This window comes from Sporomusa sphaeroides DSM 2875 (assembly GCF_001941975.2).
GTDB classification, from domain to species: domain Bacteria; phylum Bacillota; class Negativicutes; order Sporomusales; family Sporomusaceae; genus Sporomusa; species Sporomusa sphaeroides.
In genome coordinates, this window is record NZ_CP146991.1 from 2,668,043 (window position 1) to 2,687,105 (window position 19,063).

Here is a 19,063-nt window from a genome sequence, read left to right on the forward strand (position 1 = left end):
TTTAATTAGTATGGAAGATGTTCTTATCTCTTTTAGCCTTGACGTATTCAATCGCTTCCTTACCGGTTATATGCTCGACATCAATTGCAATAATATAAGATTGCGTACATCCGGTGATTTCCTTATGTTTGGCTGCTTCCGGCTGATCTCCTGAATATTTTTCAACTAAAGCCTTAAAAGCTTCCAGCCATTCATCACCTTCTACAATTCTGGCTTTACCAAAAGCAATAACACTACGGAAATAGGAAGTATACTTTTCACTTATAATCGTATCTTCATCTATTACGGCAAAAGATACCTTGGGGTTCTTCCTGATAGCATCGACTTTATGTCCGGATTTCGCTGAATGGAAATAGATTTTGCCATTAAAATAAATATAGCTAAGGGGAACTGTATAAGGATAATCTTCATCACCTAAGCACGCAAGGACACCATTTGTGCATCTATCCATTACAGCTACGGTGTCTTCCACTAATAATAATTGTTTACCTCTTCTCATTTCTCTAAACATCGTTGTTTCCTCGCTTTCATCTCAGACAGCGTTTACTGCAGCCTGTTTTAAATATCTATCATGAGCTTTTCGGACATTTCACCGCTGGCAGCCTTACGCCCGCAGGGTCGCAATCAGTCGCTTAGGCTGCAATAACAGCCTAATGGCGTCCGCCGGCGACCGCACCACGATATTGGCCGCCGCCAATACGCCGGTACTAACTCCTTCTGGTCCCAGCACGCAAATTTTCAGCCCTGCAATGAAAAACATCGGCTGATCGTTGGTGCCATTGCCCACGACAACGGTGCGCTCAGCTCCCCATTCCTGAACGTGCCGGGCTTTTTCTGTTCCATCCTGGTCTTTTGCCAATATAAGCAGTTCCACCCCCGGCATGGCTGCCAATTCCTGACATGCCAAGCCGAAAGTATCTGCCGTAATCACTGCCACGTGCACTTTGGCCGCCAGTTCGGCCAGTAGTTGCCGCACATCGTCGGACATACGCCCGTCCTCAGCCAGCGTCCCGTTATAATCAAACACTACATGACGGAATTCATATTGTCTGCCATTGGGCAACTGTATGGAAATCATTGCCTTCACTCTCCTTTTATTCCGGTAATTTGTCAGCTACTAAAATAATCTGGCAACCCCGATCCCCAGCCATGTAGCAGAGAAACCGACCAGGACATTGAGCCCGACATTATAAAAAGCACGCAGCATATCTGCTTCTTGCATTAAATGAATCGTTTCGTAGCTAAACGAAGAGAAGGTCGTCATCCCTCCCACAAACCCCACAGTAATAAGCAAGCGCCAATAGGGGCTAATACTTAACCGCTCTGTTGTCATCGTCATGAAGGCACCAATAATAAAACAACCCACAACATTTACAATCAGCGTGCCATAAGGAAATTCTGCGCCAAACCGGGCAGCAGCCCAGGTAGACACTAAATAGCGGGCCGTTGCACCAACAGCTCCACCGATTGCTACTAATATTACTCCTAACAACTCTTTCACCTCATTTGCAGCAATTGTTCGCCAGGATTAGCGTTTCGGCGGCTTGTGTCCATATTTGACAACCTCCACATCGTCAATTGTGACCATGCCTTCTTCCAGCATATCATCCAAAAAGGGCAACAGCTTGGCGATATATTCCTCGCTGTCGATAAGTTCAAGCAAAATAGGCAAATCACTGGATAAATCCACAATACTGGCCGTATGAATCCGGCTGTTGGCCCCATAGCCCATAATGCCGCGAAAAACCGTCGCCCCTGCCATATCCAGCTCTTTGGCCTTTCTCACAATAGCATGGTACAAGGACTGTCGTTTCCAATGATCGCTTTCCCCGATGTAAATCCGTAGTCGTTTGGCCTGACTTGCAATTTTGGGCACAGTAACTTCCTCCTTCGACTTAAGTATACCCTTTCCTTTATACTTTCTGTTGGGAAAAGAACAGACTCCTACCACATATGTGGTAGGAGTCATTACCGTTTGCACGGGATTCAGGGCGAACTCCATCGCCGCTATTCAAGTATAACTTTATTATACCAGCCCGCCGAATTCAGCGTCAATAGAGATATCACTCTCCACTTCAAAATATAACGATGCCAGGTAAAAAAATGTTTTGCGTTCCCATATCGACGGTACTATCCAAATGCACTATGGAGAAGAAATCGACATAGGCAGCCGCGATAATGAATTAATCATCCTGTAGGCTTGCCGGTATTTGCCGGATAAGTAAAGGGTTAGCAATCCTGTTGCAGCTAAAAATAAGCTTTTGTCGGTCTGCTCAGTGTTTTTTCCGCCCCAAGTATTTTCTGGTCAAATATAGAAATCTTGTAATCCAGGCGCTCCAGGACTTTCTGCATTTCTTCCAGTCTTGCTACAAGTTGTTTGCGCTGTTCGATAAGCAGGTCTTTTCTTGCTTTAAGTGTTTCCTCGCTCCCCCCCTCAAGATACAGCCTGACATACTCAATCAGTACATCAACCGAAAGCCCTGCACCGCGCATACATTTGATGAATTCAACCCAACCGCAGTCTTCTTCCGTATAATCCCTGATCCCGCTTTTATTGCGGTTCACACGGGGAATCAGTCCGATGCGCTCATAATAGCGGAGCGTATCCTGGGAAATATCATATTTTTGACTTACTTCTGTAATTGTCATACGGGTTCTCACCTCCTGCTACCGACAGCATACCACCTGGAGTTGACTCTAAGTCAAGTATAAACTATAAAAATACTATATTTTGCCGCAATGATGACAAAGAACTCCAGATAGGGAAGCTAATGCTGCACCTACCGGGAGTTCCTTGTCGTCGTAGTTCAATCATTCGCCTGATGAATGACCGATTAACACCTGACTCTTTGGGAACCAGTCATCATTTTGCCGGCTCCCACTTACAACGTACAGGCGAAATGATGGCATTTTCCGCTTTCAATTCTTTAAATGCCTTATCAATATCCTTGCGGTCCAGCCCGGACAGTTTCTCAACCTCACCTGCGCTTAAAGGTTTGCCAGCAGCTTTCATTGTTTCAATAACAGCATTTTTAACACTCATACTCTAACCTCCTAAAATCTTTTACTATTTTTCCACTACCCAGTTAAATTATGTGATTTGAATAGTCATTTGTCCCGGATCGACAATCTGAATCATACCACCCACGCGCACATTAATTTAGCCGCCTGGTTCAGGGCTGGGCAATTGGCAATCATAACCGCAGCTGAACCTGGCACCCATGGGGCTGGGATGACAGGGATGCACGGCATCGGTGTCAATACGCCAAGCGCCGCCGCCGTAGCTGCCGCCACCGTTGGGTTGGCCGGAGATGAGCACATGCCGAAAAGCATAACATTGACCAGCGGCTTATTGTCCATAATATTCGCAACAGGCATAGTTGAAATTACTCTGTTTTGTGGCAGCACGACCAGAGAAGATGGCGCCATACCGAAAGAACACAACAGCTTGGCACCGCCGCACACACACATTCCCAATGGCTTTTCCCCCTTCGCTTGCGGTTTCTGCAGTTCCGGCCGGTATGTTTTACCCATCGCCAGCTTGTCTGCCATATCCGGCTTGATAAGGTGTATTTTCAATTCATTTTGATCATCGCGCCTTTTAGTTCCAAGATGCCGGCGGACTCAATTTTCATGGATGCTCCGCTAGTCAGTGCCGCCGTAACCGCTCCTTTTATCTGTAAAGCCTGCCGGGACTCCAGCGAAATGGTTTCGGCTTTTAGCGTGACTTTCCCCCCTTCCTGGTTGCCCAATTCCAGAGCTGCCCTGCCGCCGGCTGCGTGAAAAGAGATGCTGTTTTCGGCAGTTACCAAAATTTTTCCGTTTTTTCCGTCGATCTCCAACATATTTCGGCCGTCTTTATCCTGAACTATAATCATTTGTTGCTCATCTTCCAGACTAATTTTCAGGTTTTTCGGGGTATGAATCTCCAGACGTTCCTCATCTTCTTCCTCTACGAAAATAATCTCATGGCCGCCTTTGGTCTTGATTCGTTTCACCGTATTTTTTTCACCTTCATCCTGCCGGCTATCCTGAGGATTCATTATTTCAACCCCTTATTATGAAATATGACAAACCGCAAATGTTTCATTAACATAGTGCTTTCCATATTGAAATTCTCCTACCTTAAAACTCATTGTACAGGTTCGCTTGTCAGCGTTAAAAGAAAAATTCAATAGCCATAATTCTCCAATCCATGGCAAAAAACCTTCCTCTTTGACAAAAACAAAATGTATATGATAAGCGCTAATGATTCATCAGGTATCAATTTTCTAAAAAAAATCGCCTAAACATAAGTTTAGGCGAACATAAATACATACTTAAAATTTTTCCAGCCAGCAATCGCTTATACAGACTAGTTTGCGTAGCTATAACCGGCTTAAGCGGCGAATATCCTCTTTATGCTCAAGCTGCACTTAATGGCGCACTCTATACCACACCCTGCGCTTTCATAGCCTCGGCAACTTTAATAAAGCCGGCAATATTGGCGCCAACAACCAGATTGTCCTTATGGGCATACTCTTCAGCCGCCTGGCTGGAGTTTTTATAGATATTGAGCATGATCGTTTTGAGTTTAGCGTCAACCTCTTCAAAGGACCAAGCCATCCGCAGGCTGTTTTGAGACATTTCAAGCCCGGAAACAGACACGCCGCCGGCATTAGCAGCTTTTGAAGGTCCAAGATATACTCCGTTTTTCAGGAAGTATTCAATGGCATCGTTCGTGCAAGGCATATTGGACCCTTCGCAAACGAATTTCACGCCGTTGGCGACAATCTTTTCGGCATCCTCGATAAGAATCTCGTTTTGCGTAGCACAAGGAATTATAACATCAACCTTAACGCCCCAGGGCTTTTCGCCAGGGAAGAATTTAACACCATATTTATCCGCATAGTCTTGAACCTGGTCGCGGCAAGATGCTCTCATTTCGAGCAGGTATTCAATTTTCTCGCCACTGACGCCATCCGGATCGTATATATAGCCGTCAGGACCTGAAAGGGTTACAACCCTACCACCCAGTTCAGTAACCTTCTTTACCGTTCCCCAGGTAACATTGCCAAAACCTGATACGGCTACGGTTTTACCTTCAAAGCTGGTATCTTTGGACTTCAGCATTTCCTGACAGAAGTAAACAATACCATAACCGGTAGCCTCCGGGCGAGCCAGGCTGCCGCCATAAGTAAGACCTTTTCCGGTTAAAACGCCATTTTCATAACTGCCGATGATTCTCTTATATTGTCCAAAAAGATAGCCAATCTCCCTGCCGCCAACGCCAAGGTCACCGGCCGGCACATCGGTATTGGGTCCGACATAGCGATACAGTTCTGTCATGAAGCTCTGGCAAAAACGCATAACCTCGGCATCCGATTTGCCTTTCGGGTCGAAATCGGATCCGCCTTTGCCGCCGCCCATCGGTAAGCTTGTCAGCGAATTTTTGAAGGTTTGTTCAAAACCGAGGAATTTAATAATGCCGATGTTAACCGACGGATGGAATCTGAGCCCGCCTTTATATGGCCCAATGGCACTATTGAACTGAACCCGGAAACCACGGTTCACTCTCACCCTGCCAGTGTCATCCATCCAAGGTACACGGAAGATAAATTGCCGCTCCGGCTCCACAATCCTCTCAACAATTCCTAGTTCAATATATTCGGGATTTTTTTCAAGAACAGGTACTAAAGAGCCAAGCACTTCCTGGACCGTCTGGTGGAATTCAGGTTCATTTGCATTTCGTTCAACAACGCGGCGATAAATTTCATCACAGTACTTTTGAGCATTTGTAGTCATGTTCCAATCCCCCTTAATATTTTGCATAATATATCCAATTCTCTGTACTTATATTATACTACCTTGGTTTGGATTTTGTACACACAATTTAACAGAATTTTCACTCAGATACTCCTCTTTAAATCCACCGCTGAAAGACTACGTTTCTTTCCAGCAAACAAAATTAGGTCAATTCTGAACAACAACAATATTTGCAGTATTCATCGCTAAATTATTCGATGAATACTGCTATTTTTGTTGCCTGCAAAAGTAATATTGTAATTTTACAGGAAACATCAAAAATATTTCGCAAAATCATTTTTTTTATTAATCCTCTTTGCAGGTTTGTAATCTTCTTTGCCCTGGGAAGTCAGGCTTATTTGTAAATAATACCTTTAAAGCTTCTCCCGTCAATTTTTGCCCTAAACGGCTCCTGCCTCCTAACCAGCTTGACAAATTTGGTTTGCTGCAGGACCGGCTGGTTGAGCAGCCACTCCCAGTCAAGCATCCCGGCAGCTTGATTATCGTACTGAATGTGAAAATATCCCATGCCGGTGGCTGTTAAATTATGAAAAAAATGACTGCCAAGTGAAGGTTCCGGACGAAGGTTTTTCAGATCGACTTCCACGATGATCATAGCCCGGGACATTTGCTCCCAGGTCAAAGGAATTCCTAACCAGCGGTCTGCTGTTCCCATTCTGCCAAAGCCAACGAGAATGCACCGGCGTCCTTCCCTGATCAGCACCTGGTTTAACTCACCAATCTCATTGGCAATCTGAACACTGTTCTGCAAATTAAAGTCTGCCGGATCCACAAAAATGATATCGTGAATATTTTGGTAACTGCCGTTGCCAATGGTGTGGTGGCTGAAACACCAGAATGCCTCCGGTTCATCCATATTAACTTCAAAAGCTTCCCTGCCGACCACCATCGGCCTGATCTGCAGGAAATTAAACTCCTTGGGTTTGCTTTTATCCTTAGGAATATTGACAGCAAATTCGATTTCCACATCGGTGCCAAACGACTGTTTCCCCAACCCCAGCAAGTCTTTAATAATTTGCCTCAATGGCAGCCTATTATACTTAAGAATGGGCGCAAATGTCACCAGCTTTGGTCCTTGTTGATATATGTTGTCATAGATACAGTCATTTTCTACCGAATAGGTGCTGCCAATATACTCGAGTGACTGATCTTTATGGGCCTGAGAAATCAACAGCTTCTTGTAAATATAATCTTCATCGGCCCTGAGCGTAATGTCGGCGGAATCCTTAAAATTTATCGCATAAAACGCATGCTGCGATTTTTCCAGATACTCCTTAGGGCCTGAAACAAGAGGGTTGAGCTTAGGATAAGCCGGAGAAAACCGGTATACCCGCTCACCTTCAACAATAGCTTTGCCTAATCCCAAGGCCAGACTTACGATTCCATCTTCCGGTTTCAGCGGATCATAAGGATAAAAGTTATAGGATTGAGCCACACCGGAAATGGCTGGATAATAGTAATCACCATAATGTTCTCCGACTAATTCCTGAATCAGAACAGCCATTTTCTCCTCTTCGATCCGGATATCCGCATTCTTGGCGTATTGTACAGGAGCTGCATAAAACACCGAGGCATAGACCAGCTTAACCGCATCCTCAAGCTGCTTAACCCGAATTTCGGGGTCAGCGTGACAGTTTGGCACCACATAGGTATTGTAGATACCGGCAAAAGGCAGTATCCGAGAATCCTCCAGGATGCTTGACGAACGAACCGCAAGCGGACATTTGATATATTGGGTCAGGACAAGCAGATTTTCCTTCGTACCAGCCGGTAAAGGGCTTGCCGTAAATTTTTGCGCAATCTCCGCTTCTGTCGGGCCAGTAGCCAGAAAGGAATACAGTTTATTTTCTTCAATAAATTTTTCAAAAGCATCACTGCCAATAACAAACGAACGAGGCACCTTGATTTTCATATCTTCGTACTTATCTGCCAATTGGGCTTTGGCAATCATGCCATTCATGAAGGCGACCCCTCTGGCCTTCCCGCCTAAAGAACCTGTCCCCAGTTTTATAAAGGCATTCTCCATATCTTTTTTGGAAAGCCCTTCAAAAGCAAGAACCAGTCCGGATTGATACTTCTGAAAATAACCATTCAGCACTTTCAGGATATAGGCTCGGATATCAGCGGCACTGGATACATTCTCTGTATCCACGAATCTCAGTCTATCCGCCACCTCGACTTCGGCCCGGGCACGGAACCAGCGTGAAAAGTCATTTTTCTTCGCATGATAGTAAAGGCTTGCATCCGGCAAATCACGGATGATCCTTTCCAGGTTGGTGATGTCAGTTGCCTTATCAATGACTCTGCCATCAGGATACTTAAATACAAAAGAGCCGAAACCGTAATTTTCCAGAATATATGTACGTATATTTTGCAGCAGTTTGGGCGAGTTTTTATTGAGAAAATCCAAACGCAGGGCTTCGGCCTTGGCAGCATTTTCCGCTTCCTCGGACTGTAATAAAAACGGCAGGTCAGGAATGTTCTCCCGCACGATTTTGTTTAATTCAATACCAGCCTGGGGATGCAGTACCCCATTCTTGGGAAACCTCACATCAGAAATTATCCCCAGCAAATTATGGCGGTACTTGCTGATAATTTCCATTGCTTCTTCATAGGTTTCCGCGAGAAGGATTTTCGGCCGCAGCCGTACCCTGAGCAAACCATGCTTTATATTCATGGCATGCAGCACCAGGTAGCGGGTCTGCGTCAAAATTTCCGTATAAATAGTAGGCAATATTTGCGAGTAATATGCCGGAGAATCATCCACCAAAAGGATGGCCTGAACACCCAGCTTACTGTCAGCTTCCACGTTTTGCTTGTCTTCGATGTATTTAATAATGGCAACCAGAACTTTATTATCTCCCGACCAGTGGAAGACCCTGTCTATACAAGAAATTGCCCGAATCCGGGCAATTATTTCCGGAGTGAGCCGGTCATAAGAAAGCATAACAATCGGGATGTTTGGGTAAGCTTCGTGAATTTTTGTCTCAACCTCAAATGAACTCATATCGCTTATGCGGGACATGGTAATGATCAAATGGATGGGCCTTAATTTTAATTCTTCCCAAGCATCCTCCCCGTCAGCTACCCAATGAATCCTGGGAATAAAAGGAATACTCAAATCATTGAAATGATGGTAAATCTGCTCGATTAACATGCCATCTTCCTCAAGGACATATGCGTCGTATGCAGTAGATATCAACAGTATTTCCGTGACCCTGAATTTCATCAGGTCATGAATACCTGAAAAACGGGCTTTCATATCACCGAATCTATTCATAGCACTTCTCCTATTCCTTGAAATATCATCCCTGCTATCAGTATATACTAAATTGGCTTAAGAATCGATTAGAAACGGCAACAAAGGCAGAATTTTCAAACGTATCCGGCGTTAATTTACTTGCTATCCACTGCTTGACTCTCTCTTGCCACCGGCTTAACGGCTTCCTGGCAGTCACGGCACTCCAGCACGAATAGCAGTGCATACAAATTGGCCATTTTGGCCATTAACAGCATTTCCTGCCCCGGCTGATACCCCTCCTGTCCGCGGAGCAGGTCGCCGCATTCTCCCTCCAGTTCAGCCAGACAGGCATACAATTGCTCCCATTCCGTCATATCATTCGCCCCTTTGCGCCTCCTTGGCGCTGTCAATACTGTTTTTCCCCATCAGTGTACCGTTCATCCACCCCTGATTTCATCCAGTAGAGCGGCAAGAACCAACAGGGAGGATTGCGCTGGAGCCGAGAAATGTATGGCTATGCACTCTCCGGGCAGTTTCAATTGCCAAACTCCGGTTTTATCCCATGTCGCCGGCTCCAGTTGCCATTCCTTGATTTTCGCCAGTGGAATATAACGGCGTACCACTCCGTACCGCCCCATACTCCCGCCGCTGCCAGCATCACTCACGAAGATCAGTTCCCTGTCGGTCAGTACGCACACATAGGCTGCCGTCAGCCGACGACGGGAAAACAGAAAGTGCGGTATAGTGAGCTCTGGTTGATATACTGTGGTGAATACCCTCTCTCCCGGTAAAACACATTCTTTAGCATAATTCCAAAACCTATAATCAATTGCTGCTAAACTTTCCAGGGCTTCCTGTCCCTCCCCCCGGACCTCTCGGCTCGCCCCACCCCACGTCTGGCGCACAGCCTGCACCACCTGCGTAAATAACGCCGCCGCCACCGCATTATACTCTACCTGCACTACTGCCGGCCTGCCGACCGCCACTCCACTTAGCCGCAGCCAGGAATATAAATGCACTGCCCCTTGCTCCACATAGTCCAGGTCGTCAAGCAGCCATTCACTAACCTGGACACCATCTACGGTATTTTCCAATACGCTGATTTTTTTATCACACAGCATAGTTAACCGGGCATTCACCTTGCAACTACCCCAGCCATCGGGTGGCGAATAAATAAGATACGGCGGCAGCCGATCAGCAGGTACAAACGGCCGAAACAGTCCGGGTATCTCCTCCCAGTCGATCAGTTGCCGAGCCCAGACGTCAGTCAGTGACAGCATGATGCTCCCTTCTTTCCTCTAATACTGGAAAATAAAAACTCCTACCGCTTTACGGTAGGAGTCATCACCTGGCCAGCCAGGATTCGGGCGAACTCCATCGCCCCAAACTTTTATTTTTATTATTATAACAGGCTCAGGGAAAAAATGTCAATCCTCTATTGGCATGAATTTTCTGCAAAACTATTCCTTTTTTCCTCCCACAACCGTATGCGTTCTTCAAAACTCACCGCTTTATGCACTTGATGCAGCAGCCATTGATAGCCAAAAGCATCGAGAAATATAGCATTGGTCACTCCGTAATCAGGCAGTTCAGTCACTGGCTGAAGCTCTGTACAGCCCGCGCTACCTCAACACGCTGGAGATCAAATACTTTTTCGTATAATTCCAATGCTTTCAGGCTGTCGGAAACAACCATGTCAATTTCTACCCCGGTCATTGTAAAGCCTCCTGTTACTATAGATTTAGGGACCTAAATAAAATCCTTTGTTTCAATTTTTCCACAATTAGTACTTGCTACTCTCGAAAGTAAGCTACCTGACTGATAACATGAGCGGCTAACGGATAGAATAAGAAGGTCGGGCCTGTAACCATAGTGCTGACAATACTTCCGGGAGGACAAGACTTGGCAAGTGATTTTGGACTAATTATTCGAACATTAATTACCTTGCTCTGTCTGCTTATCATTACGAGAATTTTAGGGAGAAGAACTCTATCTGAGTTAACCTTTTATGATTTTGTCATTGGTCTAATTCTCGGTAATGTTGGTGCTGCAATTATTACAGACGGATTCAGTATTCGCGAGGGGATAATTGCTCTGGTTGTTGCAGCATTATGGGCGTTGACCATGAATGTGTTGTCGCTAAAATTCATTCCCGCCCGTAAAATGATTGAAGCTGAACCGCTTCTGGTTATCAACGGGGGTAAAATCTTAGAAGGTAATCTACAAAAGCGATACTATAATATCAATGATCTCCTGGAACTGCTCCGGGAACAAGAGATATTCGATCCCAGTCAAGTCGAAAAAGCGCTGATTGAATCAGACGGCCAGCTTAGTGTATTAAAAAAACCGGAATACCAAAGCCCGGCAATAAAAGACCTAAATAACGCCGGCGGCCAGGCCCCTGTAAGCCGCCTAACCGGTACAGAAGTTATAATTGATGGGAAAGTCATCGAACAGGGATTAGCCAAAAGCGGCTTAACACTGCAAAAACTAGAGTTCCAGTTGCTCAGCCTAGGCATCAAAAGTGTTGAAGATGTGATGCTGGCAATGTTTACTCCTGAGGGTAATCTATATGTTGATAAGAAAAACGATGCTTGATTGTAAGGCGATTAACCTATGTATTTTCAGCCATAAAGTAATTAACCCGCAGCTTTATGCTGCGGGTTAATTACTTTATCGGGTATGATTCTTACGAGGAAGAACTCATTAACTCCGATTTTACTTGCTGAATATCGTTTGGTGCAGCAGGAGCAGCCGGCTTGTAATACCCCTTTTGCATAGCAGTTTGAGCAAGCTGATACTGCCGCTGTTCATCCTGGTTTCGCATTTGTTGAAAGGTTGAACGCAATTGAGAGTCGCCTGTTTCAGCAATTACATTAGCATAGGTCGCTAAACTGCCTTTTATCATGGCTAAATAATCATTAAGCATATCTTTATCATTCATGATCTGGCTTGCCTCCTTATTGTAAAAATGACATAAGTTTCTGTTTCGAGCTTCTGGCTGCTGTTGCGTCGGTTTGAAACATTTGCTTGAGCTGTGCATCAGTGCACTGCTGAGCGTATGCTTCCAGTTTATTGGCCACCGTTTCATGACCGCCAATCATGTGTCGTAAATGTTGAAGATCCATTTGATTTAATTGTGCCAATGTTAACACTCCTTTCCATATATTTCACGATTATTATTAATTGAAATATTCTTCATTATTCAGGTAAAATAAGGTAATTCAAATCCCCTGTTTTTGGGCTCAAACCTGACGTGGTTTTTTATGAACCAAGCCACTTCCTAAGCGAGCGGCTTGATAGAATATTCACCGATAATCCGCATAAAATCAATACTGAATATACTTTTTCCAATGACTTAATGTTTTACTTTCTTTATCTAAAGCTGTCTTTCCGGTCTAAGGGTTTATTATTAGTATAAGAATTGGGAAGTGGTGTTATGAAAAGCGATTTCCACACCTTCCGCGGCTATCAACTACTCATTCAGCAACAGCAGGCTTTAACGCCAAGTATGGAAGATTATCTGGAAATGATTTATCGTAACTGTGTAAAAGAAGGTCATGTCCGGATGAACCAGCTTGCCGATCAGCTTAATGTCCGCTCGTCTTCAGTGACGAAAATTGTACAAAAGCTGGCAGAATTAGACTTTCTTATCTATCGTCCCTATGGAATTATACAGTTGACTGAAAAGGGAACCACTATGGGCAAGTTCCTTTTGCAGCGTCATAATATGCTGAAAGACTTTTTAGAAAAACTGGGACTGACAGGTACCTTGCTCCAGGACACCGAAATGCTGGAACATCATGTCAGTTTGGAGCTTCTGAAAACTATCCGAATCTTTTTGTTGTTTTTAGAAAATCAACCGGCTTTTTTACAGGCTTTTACCGAATTTCGCCAAACACTGCCCAAAGCCACGCCGGCTATCGACCTTGACAACTAATACTTAACCCCCTTCTAAACCTCATAGCCGGATAGCTGGCGGTATAATTTACTTTGCTGCACATAACTCCTGCCTTCGGCCGTAATTCGTATCTCATTTGCCTGTAATGCAGCGTATTGGTTTATAACCAGCCGGTCAAGCACCTTGTGGAAGAAAGATGCTTGCCATTGAAGTTGCTCTACAAGGTCATCTGCTTGCTCTTGCCCGCCCCCAGGTTTCCTAGCTTCAAGGGTTAATAGATGAATGAGCAACGCCAGACCGGCAAATTCATATTTTTGCTGACACGACTGCCGGATTACCGCAATAATCCCTTTCCGGGGCGCTGTCATTATTACGGTAAAAAAAATTAACCCAGTCATTGTTGCCATGGAGCCGGCAATCGAGACATCCAGCCAAAAAGATGCCGCATAACCGGTCACCGCACTAAGGATACCGAAAAACACGCTGGCTAAAATCATATGCTGTAGTTTCTCTGTGATAAAATAGGCGGTAGCCGGCGGTCCAACCATTAATGCAACCACTAAGATCGCGCCAACGGCATTAAAAGCTCCTACCGCGGTTACCGAGACCATTGTCATCAGCGAATAGTGGACTATGGCCGGCGAAATTCCCAGAACACCTGCCAGTATTGGATCAAAAGTAACCAGTTTCAATTCTTTGTAAAACAAACCGATATAGCCGAGATTGAGGCTAAGAATGCAGGCCATAACATAGAGTGATTTGGGTCCGATATCAACATTATTTACAACTAACCGGTCAAACGGGGCAAACGCCAGTTCCCCTAGTAATACAGCGTCTGTGTCTAAATGAACGTCACCGGCATAGCGGCTGATGAGCAGCACGCCAATACTAAATAACAGGGGAAATACCAAGCCAATGGATGAATCTTCACTAATTTTTTGGACCTTTTGAATAAATTCGACCAAAAATACGGTCACAAGTCCCATCAAAGCTGCACCGATGAGTAACAAGGGCGAGTTCAAGTCATGCGTGATAAAGAAAGCGATAACAATTCCTAATAAGATGGTATGGCTGATAGCATCACTCATCATCGCCATTTTTCTTAAAATCAGGAATACACCTGGCAGGGAACAAGCGGCAGCGGTTACAATGGCAATATTCAATATTTCCAATTGCGCCTGGTTCATACGAATTCTCTCCTTTTGCTAAGTTTCCGGTATTGGAGTTTGCTTGCAGCCGCTTGCCTGTTTCTGCGAATTTGCGCCATAACCAGCCCCGCCTAGGAGCTGCCAGCAGGGAAATGATTACAATACAGGTCACCACGATAATAATGACCGGCCCTGTAGGAACCCGGGACCCCAGCGAACTGAGCATCGTCCCGATGATGCCGGCGGCTGCACCGAACAATGCCGACAACAAAGTCATAACAGACAAGCGATCTGTCCATTGCCTGGCGGCAACCGCCGGCGAGATCAACATAGCGCTCATCAATACCACCCCGACACTCTGCAAGCCAATGACAATTGACAACACCACCAGCCCGGTCAAAAAAACATCTAACAGCTTTACAGAAAATCCAAGACTTGCAGCATATTCATAGTCAAAGCACAAAATCTTGAATTCTTTCCAGAAAAGCAGCACCAATAGGAGCACAATAGCGGCGATACCCGCCATCATCTGGATATCACGGCTTAGCAGGGTCGCCGCCTGACCGAAAAGAAATTTTTCTAACCCGGCCTGATTCGCGTTGGGCGTTTTCTGAATATAAGTAAGCAGGACCAGGCCAAAGCCAAAAAAGACTGATAGAGTCATTCCCAGGGAAGTGTCATATTTCACCTTGGTATAACGTGAAACGGCTAATACAGCCAATGCAGCCAGCCAGCCTGACACCAAAGCACCAATTAGCAGCAGGGAGGTTGTTTTGGTATTGGTCAAAATAAACGCCAGACAAATACCCGGTAAAGCTGCATGGGAAATCGCATCGCCAATTAAACTGCGTTTACGCAGCACCTCATAAACTCCCAGAGTGCCGCTTAGCAATCCGAATATGGCTGACCCCAGGGCCACCGTCACAAAAGTATAGTCCAGGGTCAGTATGGCGGGTAATGTCATAGTATCACTTCCATTCTTATCTTCTGAACCATAAGTTCAGCAAGAGAGCGGGCAGTCTGCCTGAACCCAGGGCGCTGCGCGCTCCTTGCTGAAATATCCTGTTCCCTGATTTACACCGGGAAACTTTTTTAGGCGTGGGAAACTTTGGGATATGCTAAGACCGATAAGTTAATTTAATGAGGTCGTCGGTAAATACATCCTCAATGGTGCCGCTGGCGATCAGTTTGACATTTAGCAGTGTGACCCAGTCAAAGTATTCCGGCACAGTCTGCAAATCATGGTGCACCACCACAACAGTTTTTCCTTCAGTCCGCAGCTGCTGCAGCAATTTTACAATTGTTTTCTCTGTTTTGGCATCTACGCCTTGAAAGGGTTCATCCATAAAGTAAATTTCTGCATCCTGTGCTAATGCTCTGGCTAAAAAAACGCGTTGTTGCTGGCCCCCGGATAATTGACTTATTTGCCGCTCGGCAAAACTTTCCATGCCAACTTGCTCCAGCGCGCGCATTGCCAGTTGCCGGTCATAGTCCCGCGGACGGCGCAGCCAGCCTAATGAACCATAGCGCCCCATTAGAGTGACATCAAATACACTGGTGGGAAAATCCCAGTCAACACTGCCCCGTTGCGGTACATAGCTGACTTTTTTCCGTTGTTCCTGGTACGGTTTGTTCCAAAAGGAGATTCTCCCTGCCGCCGAACGAACCAGCCCGAGTGCAGTTTTAATCAAAGTTGATTTTCCCGCACCATTAGGCCCCACAATTGCCATCAAAATTCCCGAAGGTATTTCCAGGTTGACATTCCAGATAACCGGCCGCTCCTGATAGGCGACTGTTAAATCTTCTATTTTTAACGCTGCTTCTTGCATAGGACCTCCTATTCCGCTAATAATGCCTTAACTATGGTATTAATGTTGTGCTCAATCGTTCCGGTATAAGTACCTGTCGGAGTGCCTGATTCTCCTAATGAGTCGGAGAATAATTCACCGCCGATTTGCACCTGAAACCCACGCGCCTTTACTGCTTCCTGCAAAGCTTCAATGGTTTTTTTAGGAACAGAAGTCTCTACAAAGATTGCCGCAATTTTGTTTTGTACAATAAAGTCGGCCAACTCCCGCACATCGGCAGTACCGGCTTCCGCTGCCGTGCTGATGCCCTGCAAGCCTTTAACTTCAAAACCGTAAGCCCTGCCAAAATAGTTAAACGCATCATGTGCGGTAATTAACACCCGGGACTGTTCCGGCACCCGTTTCGCTTGCGCCTGCACATAACTATGTAGCGCGTTCAGTTTGCTAATATATGCGGCGGCATTTTGCTCAAACTGCTCTTTATGAGCCGGTTCCAAAGCAATTAAGGCTTCTTTTACTTTTGCCACAGCCAACATCCAGTTTTGTACATCAAACCAGATATGCGGATCGTAGTTTCCGTCAAACTCTTCAGATTCAAGCAATCTGGACTTGTCAAGCGTTTCACCTACCGCCAGCGTAGCAACTCCCGCCTTCTGCATTTGTGCAAACACATCGCTCATCTTCCCCTCTAAATGCAGACCATTATAAATAATTAAACGGGCTTTGCTCATTTTGTTAACATCCCCGGCGCTTGGTTTGTACAGATGAGGGTCGATACCTGCTCCCATCAACCCTTCCACAGTCACATAGTCACCGCCAATGACTTGCACCAAATCGGTTAACATCGTAGTTGTTGTAACGATATGAGGTTTAGCGTGAACAGACTGGGCTGACCGTTGACCATCTGAACCGCAAGCGGCTGTAAATAGCCCAGTAATAAGCAGGAGCACCAATATCCAGATTGTTTTTATTTTCATTGATTACGAACCTCCTCAATTGATATGAAATTTTGTCTTGCAAGGTAATACTTGCAATGATAAGTAGTTAAACGCAACACTCCTTATTGAATATTTGAGCCTGCAGGCCAGTTCTAATCGATACACCGGTAGAATATATTATGCGATTGGCTACAAATGGTTCCCGTGGCTAACATTTTGATAAACTTATTTATTTCCAGAAATACCGTACAGAATTGAAACCCTTTCCAGTAAAAATGTTGCCCATATAAAAAGGGCTGTCGCAAAATGCTTTTTGAAAAAAGCGCTTTGTGGCAGCCTTCTTTTCTTGAGCAGATAAAATCCAGGCGAAAAAGAATGAAAAAGGAAGTTCTTCTTCCGTTTATGGCCATAGCAAAACAGAGGAAGCCCCTTCCCCAATAAAAAGGTCTATTTGTATTTGTCAGACTGCTTTGGGAATATGCAAGTAAGTTCCACAGCGACCACTTCGGATTTTGTTGTGGAGTTTGTTTAGGTTATACCCCATGCACAGCAATAGAAACTCGGTTTGCACCTTGATGCTGCCTCTCATAAGAAAACGCCGGAAGCCCATATCTTCTTTCAGTACACCGAAGGCTCCCTCCACCTGAATCGAGCGGTTCACGCGTAACAAAATACCTTCTTCACTTTGGATGCGCTCCTGCATTTCTTTGCGCTGCCTCAGAAAGGTTTTCGAGACATGCAAATTTTTGCTCCTCTCTTCCAGCGGCTTTTTGCTTGCTCCTTTGATGCATTGCGTTTTATGCTGGCAGCCTGCACACTCTGTGCAAGTGTATACCGTTGTTGTGATGGCATAACCGGCCTTTGATCGAGTCTTTTTTTCATACGCTGCCTGGATGGGATGGCCTCCATAACAGCGGTAGCTGTCGCTTTCGGCATCATATGCCAGATTCTCTCTTCTGCCAATGTCGCTTTTGTACTTGCGGGTTTTGCTAGCCTCGTAAGTAGCCGGTTTGATGAAGGCTGTTTGCCCATTTTCTTCGCACCAGGTATAATTCTCTTCACTCTCAAATCCCGAATCGGCTACCGGCTTGGTATACCCCAGTCCCTGAAGCTTCTTTAGCATGGGGATCAAGCTCTGGCTGTCGCTTCGCTCCTGCGTAATGCTCGCAGCTACAATATATTCGGCATCCACTGCCAAGGTGGCGTTGTATCCTGGTTTTAACTGCCCATTTTTCATATGATCTTCTTTCATTCGCATAAAGGTGGCATCCCGATCTGTTTTTGAAAAGCTGTTTCGTTCCCCGAAGCTGTGGTTGTAGTCGTCATAGCTCTTCTGTCGGGCCAGGTAGTGTTCCACCATTTCTACCGCCCGCTGCAGTTCGCTTTTCCGTTGCCCCTTGCCGTGAACAAAGACAATCTGTTGTTGGGTTTGCAGCGTCTTTAGCCGTTTGCGCAGCTTCTTCAAGCTTTGGGCCTTGATCGTTGAACCGATGGAAAAACGCAGCCCAAATTTCGCTGCCAATGCCGGCAGTTTCTCTTTCATTTTGGCTTGCATCTTTTGTTCCTGGGTTTGTGTCGACTTCTTCCAGACAAATGTGTACCGGTTGGCATTGGCCTCTAGTTTGGTACCGTCAATAAATACACTCGACAATGACAGTTCGCCTGCAGCGGCTAGCTGCTCGACAAGCTGAGCAAACAGGTCATCAAGTACTTCCGTTAGTCGTTCACTTCGAAACCGGGCGATGGTGGCGTGGTCGGGTGCTTTTTCTCGACCCAGCAAATACATGAAGTTAACGTCCCGACGACAAGACTGTTCTAGCTTGCGGCTGGAATAGATGCCGTTCATGTACCCATAGACAAGAACTTTAAATAGACGCTTCGGTGATCTCTCGATTCTCCCCATTCGGGAGTACGTAGTGTACAGTTTGCTATAATCCAGCCTTTCTAACACTGCGCTGAGTAACCGTACCGAGTCATCTTCTGGGATCATCTCGCCGATGTCCATCGGCAAGACTAGTTGATATATATTTGTGTCTGTTGTATAATTTGCTTGTATTTTCATGTTCTTCACAACCTTGACTTTACAACAAAAAAATGGCTCCCGGCTACTGCCGGTTGCCATTTTTTTTGTTTTTCGGGGCTATCTTAGTGCGACAGCCTCTTTTATATCAGGAAGACGGCTGCTTTAGATGTGTAATGACTTATAGGTATAGCCGGACGCT

22 protein-coding genes and 2 riboswitches are annotated in these 19,063 nt (G+C 45.4%); of the genes, 2 read left to right on the forward strand and 20 right to left on the reverse strand.

The features are described 5' to 3' along the window. Position 1 precedes the first annotated feature (1 nt). From SPSPH_RS12600 to SPSPH_RS12660, 13 genes are all read right to left on the reverse strand, one after another. Positions 2–511, reverse strand: a complete 510-nt coding sequence (locus SPSPH_RS12600; RefSeq protein WP_075756826.1) for a pyridoxamine 5'-phosphate oxidase family protein — start codon at positions 509–511, stop codon at positions 2–4. Between the two features lie 93 nt (positions 512–604). After that, entirely contained in the window at positions 605–1,078 is a 474-nt protein-coding gene (locus SPSPH_RS12605; RefSeq protein WP_075756825.1) for an HAD family hydrolase, read from the reverse strand. A 39-nt stretch (positions 1,079–1,117) separates the two neighbouring features. Continuing rightward, positions 1,118–1,492 carry a fluoride efflux transporter CrcB gene (gene crcB / locus SPSPH_RS12610; protein ID WP_075756823.1) on the reverse strand — a complete coding sequence of 125 codons (375 nt, stop codon included), beginning with the start codon at positions 1,490–1,492 and terminating at the stop codon, positions 1,118–1,120. Positions 1,493–1,528: 36 nt separating this feature from the next. Continuing rightward, positions 1,529–1,876 (reverse strand): DUF190 domain-containing protein, encoded by a 348-nt coding sequence (locus SPSPH_RS12615; protein WP_075756822.1) that lies wholly within the window; start codon positions 1,874–1,876, stop codon positions 1,529–1,531. 76 nt (positions 1,877–1,952) lie between these two features. Then, a riboswitch (Fluoride riboswitch) is annotated at positions 1,953–2,015 on the reverse strand. 232 nt (positions 2,016–2,247) lie between these two features. Further along, positions 2,248–2,649, reverse strand: a complete 402-nt coding sequence (locus SPSPH_RS12620; RefSeq protein WP_075756821.1) for a MerR family transcriptional regulator — start codon at positions 2,647–2,649, stop codon at positions 2,248–2,250. A gap of 214 nt (positions 2,650–2,863) precedes the next feature. Continuing rightward, entirely contained in the window at positions 2,864–3,043 is a 180-nt protein-coding gene (locus SPSPH_RS12625) for a transcriptional regulator (RefSeq protein WP_075756820.1), read from the reverse strand. A 92-nt stretch (positions 3,044–3,135) separates the two neighbouring features. After that, positions 3,136–3,579, reverse strand: a complete 444-nt coding sequence (locus tag SPSPH_RS12630) for a DUF4280 domain-containing protein (RefSeq protein WP_198930958.1) — start codon at positions 3,577–3,579, stop codon at positions 3,136–3,138. Further along, positions 3,576–4,043, reverse strand: coding sequence for a hypothetical protein (locus SPSPH_RS12635; protein WP_075756819.1), 468 nt, complete (start codon positions 4,041–4,043; stop codon positions 3,576–3,578). Before SPSPH_RS12635 ends, SPSPH_RS12630 begins: the two co-directional genes overlap by 4 nt. A gap of 385 nt (positions 4,044–4,428) precedes the next feature. Then, positions 4,429–5,784, reverse strand: coding sequence for an NADP-specific glutamate dehydrogenase (gene gdhA / locus SPSPH_RS12640; protein ID WP_075756818.1), 1,356 nt, complete (start codon positions 5,782–5,784; stop codon positions 4,429–4,431). 355 nt (positions 5,785–6,139) lie between these two features. Then, the gene (locus SPSPH_RS12645) at positions 6,140–9,085 is read right to left on the reverse strand and encodes a DUF5752 family protein (protein WP_075756816.1); all 2,946 of its coding nucleotides are present in this window, start codon (positions 9,083–9,085) and stop codon (positions 6,140–6,142) included. A gap of 116 nt (positions 9,086–9,201) precedes the next feature. Then, positions 9,202–9,420 carry a hypothetical protein gene (locus tag SPSPH_RS12650; RefSeq protein WP_075756815.1) on the reverse strand — a complete coding sequence of 73 codons (219 nt, stop codon included), beginning with the start codon at positions 9,418–9,420 and terminating at the stop codon, positions 9,202–9,204. 63 nt (positions 9,421–9,483) lie between these two features. Further along, complete coding sequence (locus tag SPSPH_RS12655; RefSeq protein WP_075756813.1) at positions 9,484–10,326, reverse strand: hypothetical protein; 843 nt, start codon at positions 10,324–10,326, stop codon at positions 9,484–9,486. Positions 10,327–10,374: 48 nt separating this feature from the next. Continuing rightward, positions 10,375–10,437, reverse strand: a riboswitch (Fluoride riboswitch). A 202-nt stretch (positions 10,438–10,639) separates the two neighbouring features. Next, positions 10,640–10,762: a hypothetical protein gene (locus tag SPSPH_RS12660; protein ID WP_269147949.1), complete on the reverse strand. Its 123-nt coding sequence runs from the start codon at positions 10,760–10,762 to the stop codon at positions 10,640–10,642. 186 nt (positions 10,763–10,948) lie between these two features. Here SPSPH_RS12660 and SPSPH_RS12665 point away from each other — a divergent pair, with 186 nt between their 5' ends. Next, complete coding sequence (locus tag SPSPH_RS12665) at positions 10,949–11,644, forward strand: YetF domain-containing protein (RefSeq protein WP_075756811.1); 696 nt, start codon at positions 10,949–10,951, stop codon at positions 11,642–11,644. Positions 11,645–11,735: 91 nt separating this feature from the next. Here SPSPH_RS12665 and SPSPH_RS12670 read toward each other — a convergent pair whose 3' ends face one another. Both SPSPH_RS12670 and SPSPH_RS12675 read right to left on the reverse strand, forming a co-directional pair. After that, positions 11,736–11,990, reverse strand: a complete 255-nt coding sequence (locus tag SPSPH_RS12670) for a spore coat protein (RefSeq protein ID WP_075756810.1) — start codon at positions 11,988–11,990, stop codon at positions 11,736–11,738. A 16-nt stretch (positions 11,991–12,006) separates the two neighbouring features. Beyond that, positions 12,007–12,192, reverse strand: a complete 186-nt coding sequence (locus SPSPH_RS12675) for a hypothetical protein (RefSeq protein ID WP_075756808.1) — start codon at positions 12,190–12,192, stop codon at positions 12,007–12,009. 293 nt (positions 12,193–12,485) lie between these two features. Here SPSPH_RS12675 and SPSPH_RS12680 point away from each other — a divergent pair, with 293 nt between their 5' ends. After that, on the forward strand, positions 12,486–12,986 hold the full coding sequence (locus SPSPH_RS12680) for a metal-dependent transcriptional regulator (protein WP_075756807.1): 501 nt from the start codon (positions 12,486–12,488) through the stop codon (positions 12,984–12,986). A 14-nt stretch (positions 12,987–13,000) separates the two neighbouring features. Here SPSPH_RS12680 and SPSPH_RS12685 read toward each other — a convergent pair whose 3' ends face one another. The 5 genes from SPSPH_RS12685 to SPSPH_RS12705 all read right to left on the reverse strand — a co-directional run bounded on the left by SPSPH_RS12685 (position 13,001) and on the right by SPSPH_RS12705 (position 18,903). Beyond that, positions 13,001–14,134: a metal ABC transporter permease gene (locus SPSPH_RS12685; RefSeq protein WP_075756806.1), complete on the reverse strand. Its 1,134-nt coding sequence runs from the start codon at positions 14,132–14,134 to the stop codon at positions 13,001–13,003. Beyond that, on the reverse strand, positions 14,028–15,059 hold the full coding sequence (locus tag SPSPH_RS12690; protein ID WP_075756805.1) for a metal ABC transporter permease: 1,032 nt from the start codon (positions 15,057–15,059) through the stop codon (positions 14,028–14,030). Before SPSPH_RS12690 ends, SPSPH_RS12685 begins: the two co-directional genes overlap by 107 nt. Before the next feature lie 154 nt (positions 15,060–15,213). Continuing rightward, positions 15,214–15,924 carry a metal ABC transporter ATP-binding protein gene (locus tag SPSPH_RS12695; protein WP_075756804.1) on the reverse strand — a complete coding sequence of 237 codons (711 nt, stop codon included), beginning with the start codon at positions 15,922–15,924 and terminating at the stop codon, positions 15,214–15,216. 8 nt (positions 15,925–15,932) lie between these two features. Continuing rightward, the gene (locus SPSPH_RS12700) at positions 15,933–16,880 is read right to left on the reverse strand and encodes a metal ABC transporter solute-binding protein, Zn/Mn family (protein ID WP_075756803.1); all 948 of its coding nucleotides are present in this window, start codon (positions 16,878–16,880) and stop codon (positions 15,933–15,935) included. A 421-nt stretch (positions 16,881–17,301) separates the two neighbouring features. Beyond that, a complete protein-coding gene (locus SPSPH_RS12705) occupies positions 17,302–18,903 on the reverse strand; it encodes an IS1182 family transposase (RefSeq protein ID WP_109298165.1) in 1,602 nt (533 codons plus the stop codon). Between the last annotated feature and the right edge of the window lie 160 nt (positions 18,904–19,063).

Bases quoted from the DNA above. Each gene is read 5' to 3' on its own strand.
- SPSPH_RS12600 (WP_075756826.1), bottom strand. From the start codon at position 511: ATGTTTAGAGAAATGAGAAGAGGTAAACAATTATTATTAGTGGAAGAC.
- SPSPH_RS12605 (WP_075756825.1), bottom strand. From the start codon at position 1,078: ATGATTTCCATACAGTTGCCCAATGGCAGACAATATGAATTCCGTCAT.
- SPSPH_RS12620 (WP_075756821.1), bottom strand. From the start codon at position 2,649: ATGACAATTACAGAAGTAAGTCAAAAATATGATATTTCCCAGGATACG.
- SPSPH_RS12625 (WP_075756820.1), bottom strand. From the start codon at position 3,043: ATGAGTGTTAAAAATGCTGTTATTGAAACAATGAAAGCTGCTGGCAAA.
- SPSPH_RS12635 (WP_075756819.1), bottom strand. From the start codon at position 4,043: ATGAATCCTCAGGATAGCCGGCAGGATGAAGGTGAAAAAAATACGGTG.
- gdhA (WP_075756818.1), bottom strand. From the start codon at position 5,784: ATGACTACAAATGCTCAAAAGTACTGTGATGAAATTTATCGCCGCGTT.
- SPSPH_RS12645 (WP_075756816.1), bottom strand. From the start codon at position 9,085: ATGAATAGATTCGGTGATATGAAAGCCCGTTTTTCAGGTATTCATGAC.
- SPSPH_RS12650 (WP_075756815.1), bottom strand. From the start codon at position 9,420: ATGACGGAATGGGAGCAATTGTATGCCTGTCTGGCTGAACTGGAGGGA.
- SPSPH_RS12655 (WP_075756813.1), bottom strand. From the start codon at position 10,326: ATGCTGTCACTGACTGACGTCTGGGCTCGGCAACTGATCGACTGGGAG.
- SPSPH_RS12660 (WP_269147949.1), bottom strand. From the start codon at position 10,762: ATGACCGGGGTAGAAATTGACATGGTTGTTTCCGACAGCCTGAAAGCA.
- SPSPH_RS12670 (WP_075756810.1), bottom strand. From the start codon at position 11,990: ATGAATGATAAAGATATGCTTAATGATTATTTAGCCATGATAAAAGGC.
- SPSPH_RS12680 (WP_075756807.1), top strand. From the start codon at position 12,486: ATGAAAAGCGATTTCCACACCTTCCGCGGCTATCAACTACTCATTCAG.
- SPSPH_RS12685 (WP_075756806.1), bottom strand. From the start codon at position 14,134: ATGAACCAGGCGCAATTGGAAATATTGAATATTGCCATTGTAACCGCT.
- SPSPH_RS12690 (WP_075756805.1), bottom strand. From the start codon at position 15,059: ATGACATTACCCGCCATACTGACCCTGGACTATACTTTTGTGACGGTG.
- SPSPH_RS12695 (WP_075756804.1), bottom strand. From the start codon at position 15,924: ATGCAAGAAGCAGCGTTAAAAATAGAAGATTTAACAGTCGCCTATCAG.
- SPSPH_RS12700 (WP_075756803.1), bottom strand. From the start codon at position 16,880: ATGAAAATAAAAACAATCTGGATATTGGTGCTCCTGCTTATTACTGGG.
- SPSPH_RS12705 (WP_109298165.1), bottom strand. From the start codon at position 18,903: ATGAAAATACAAGCAAATTATACAACAGACACAAATATATATCAACTA.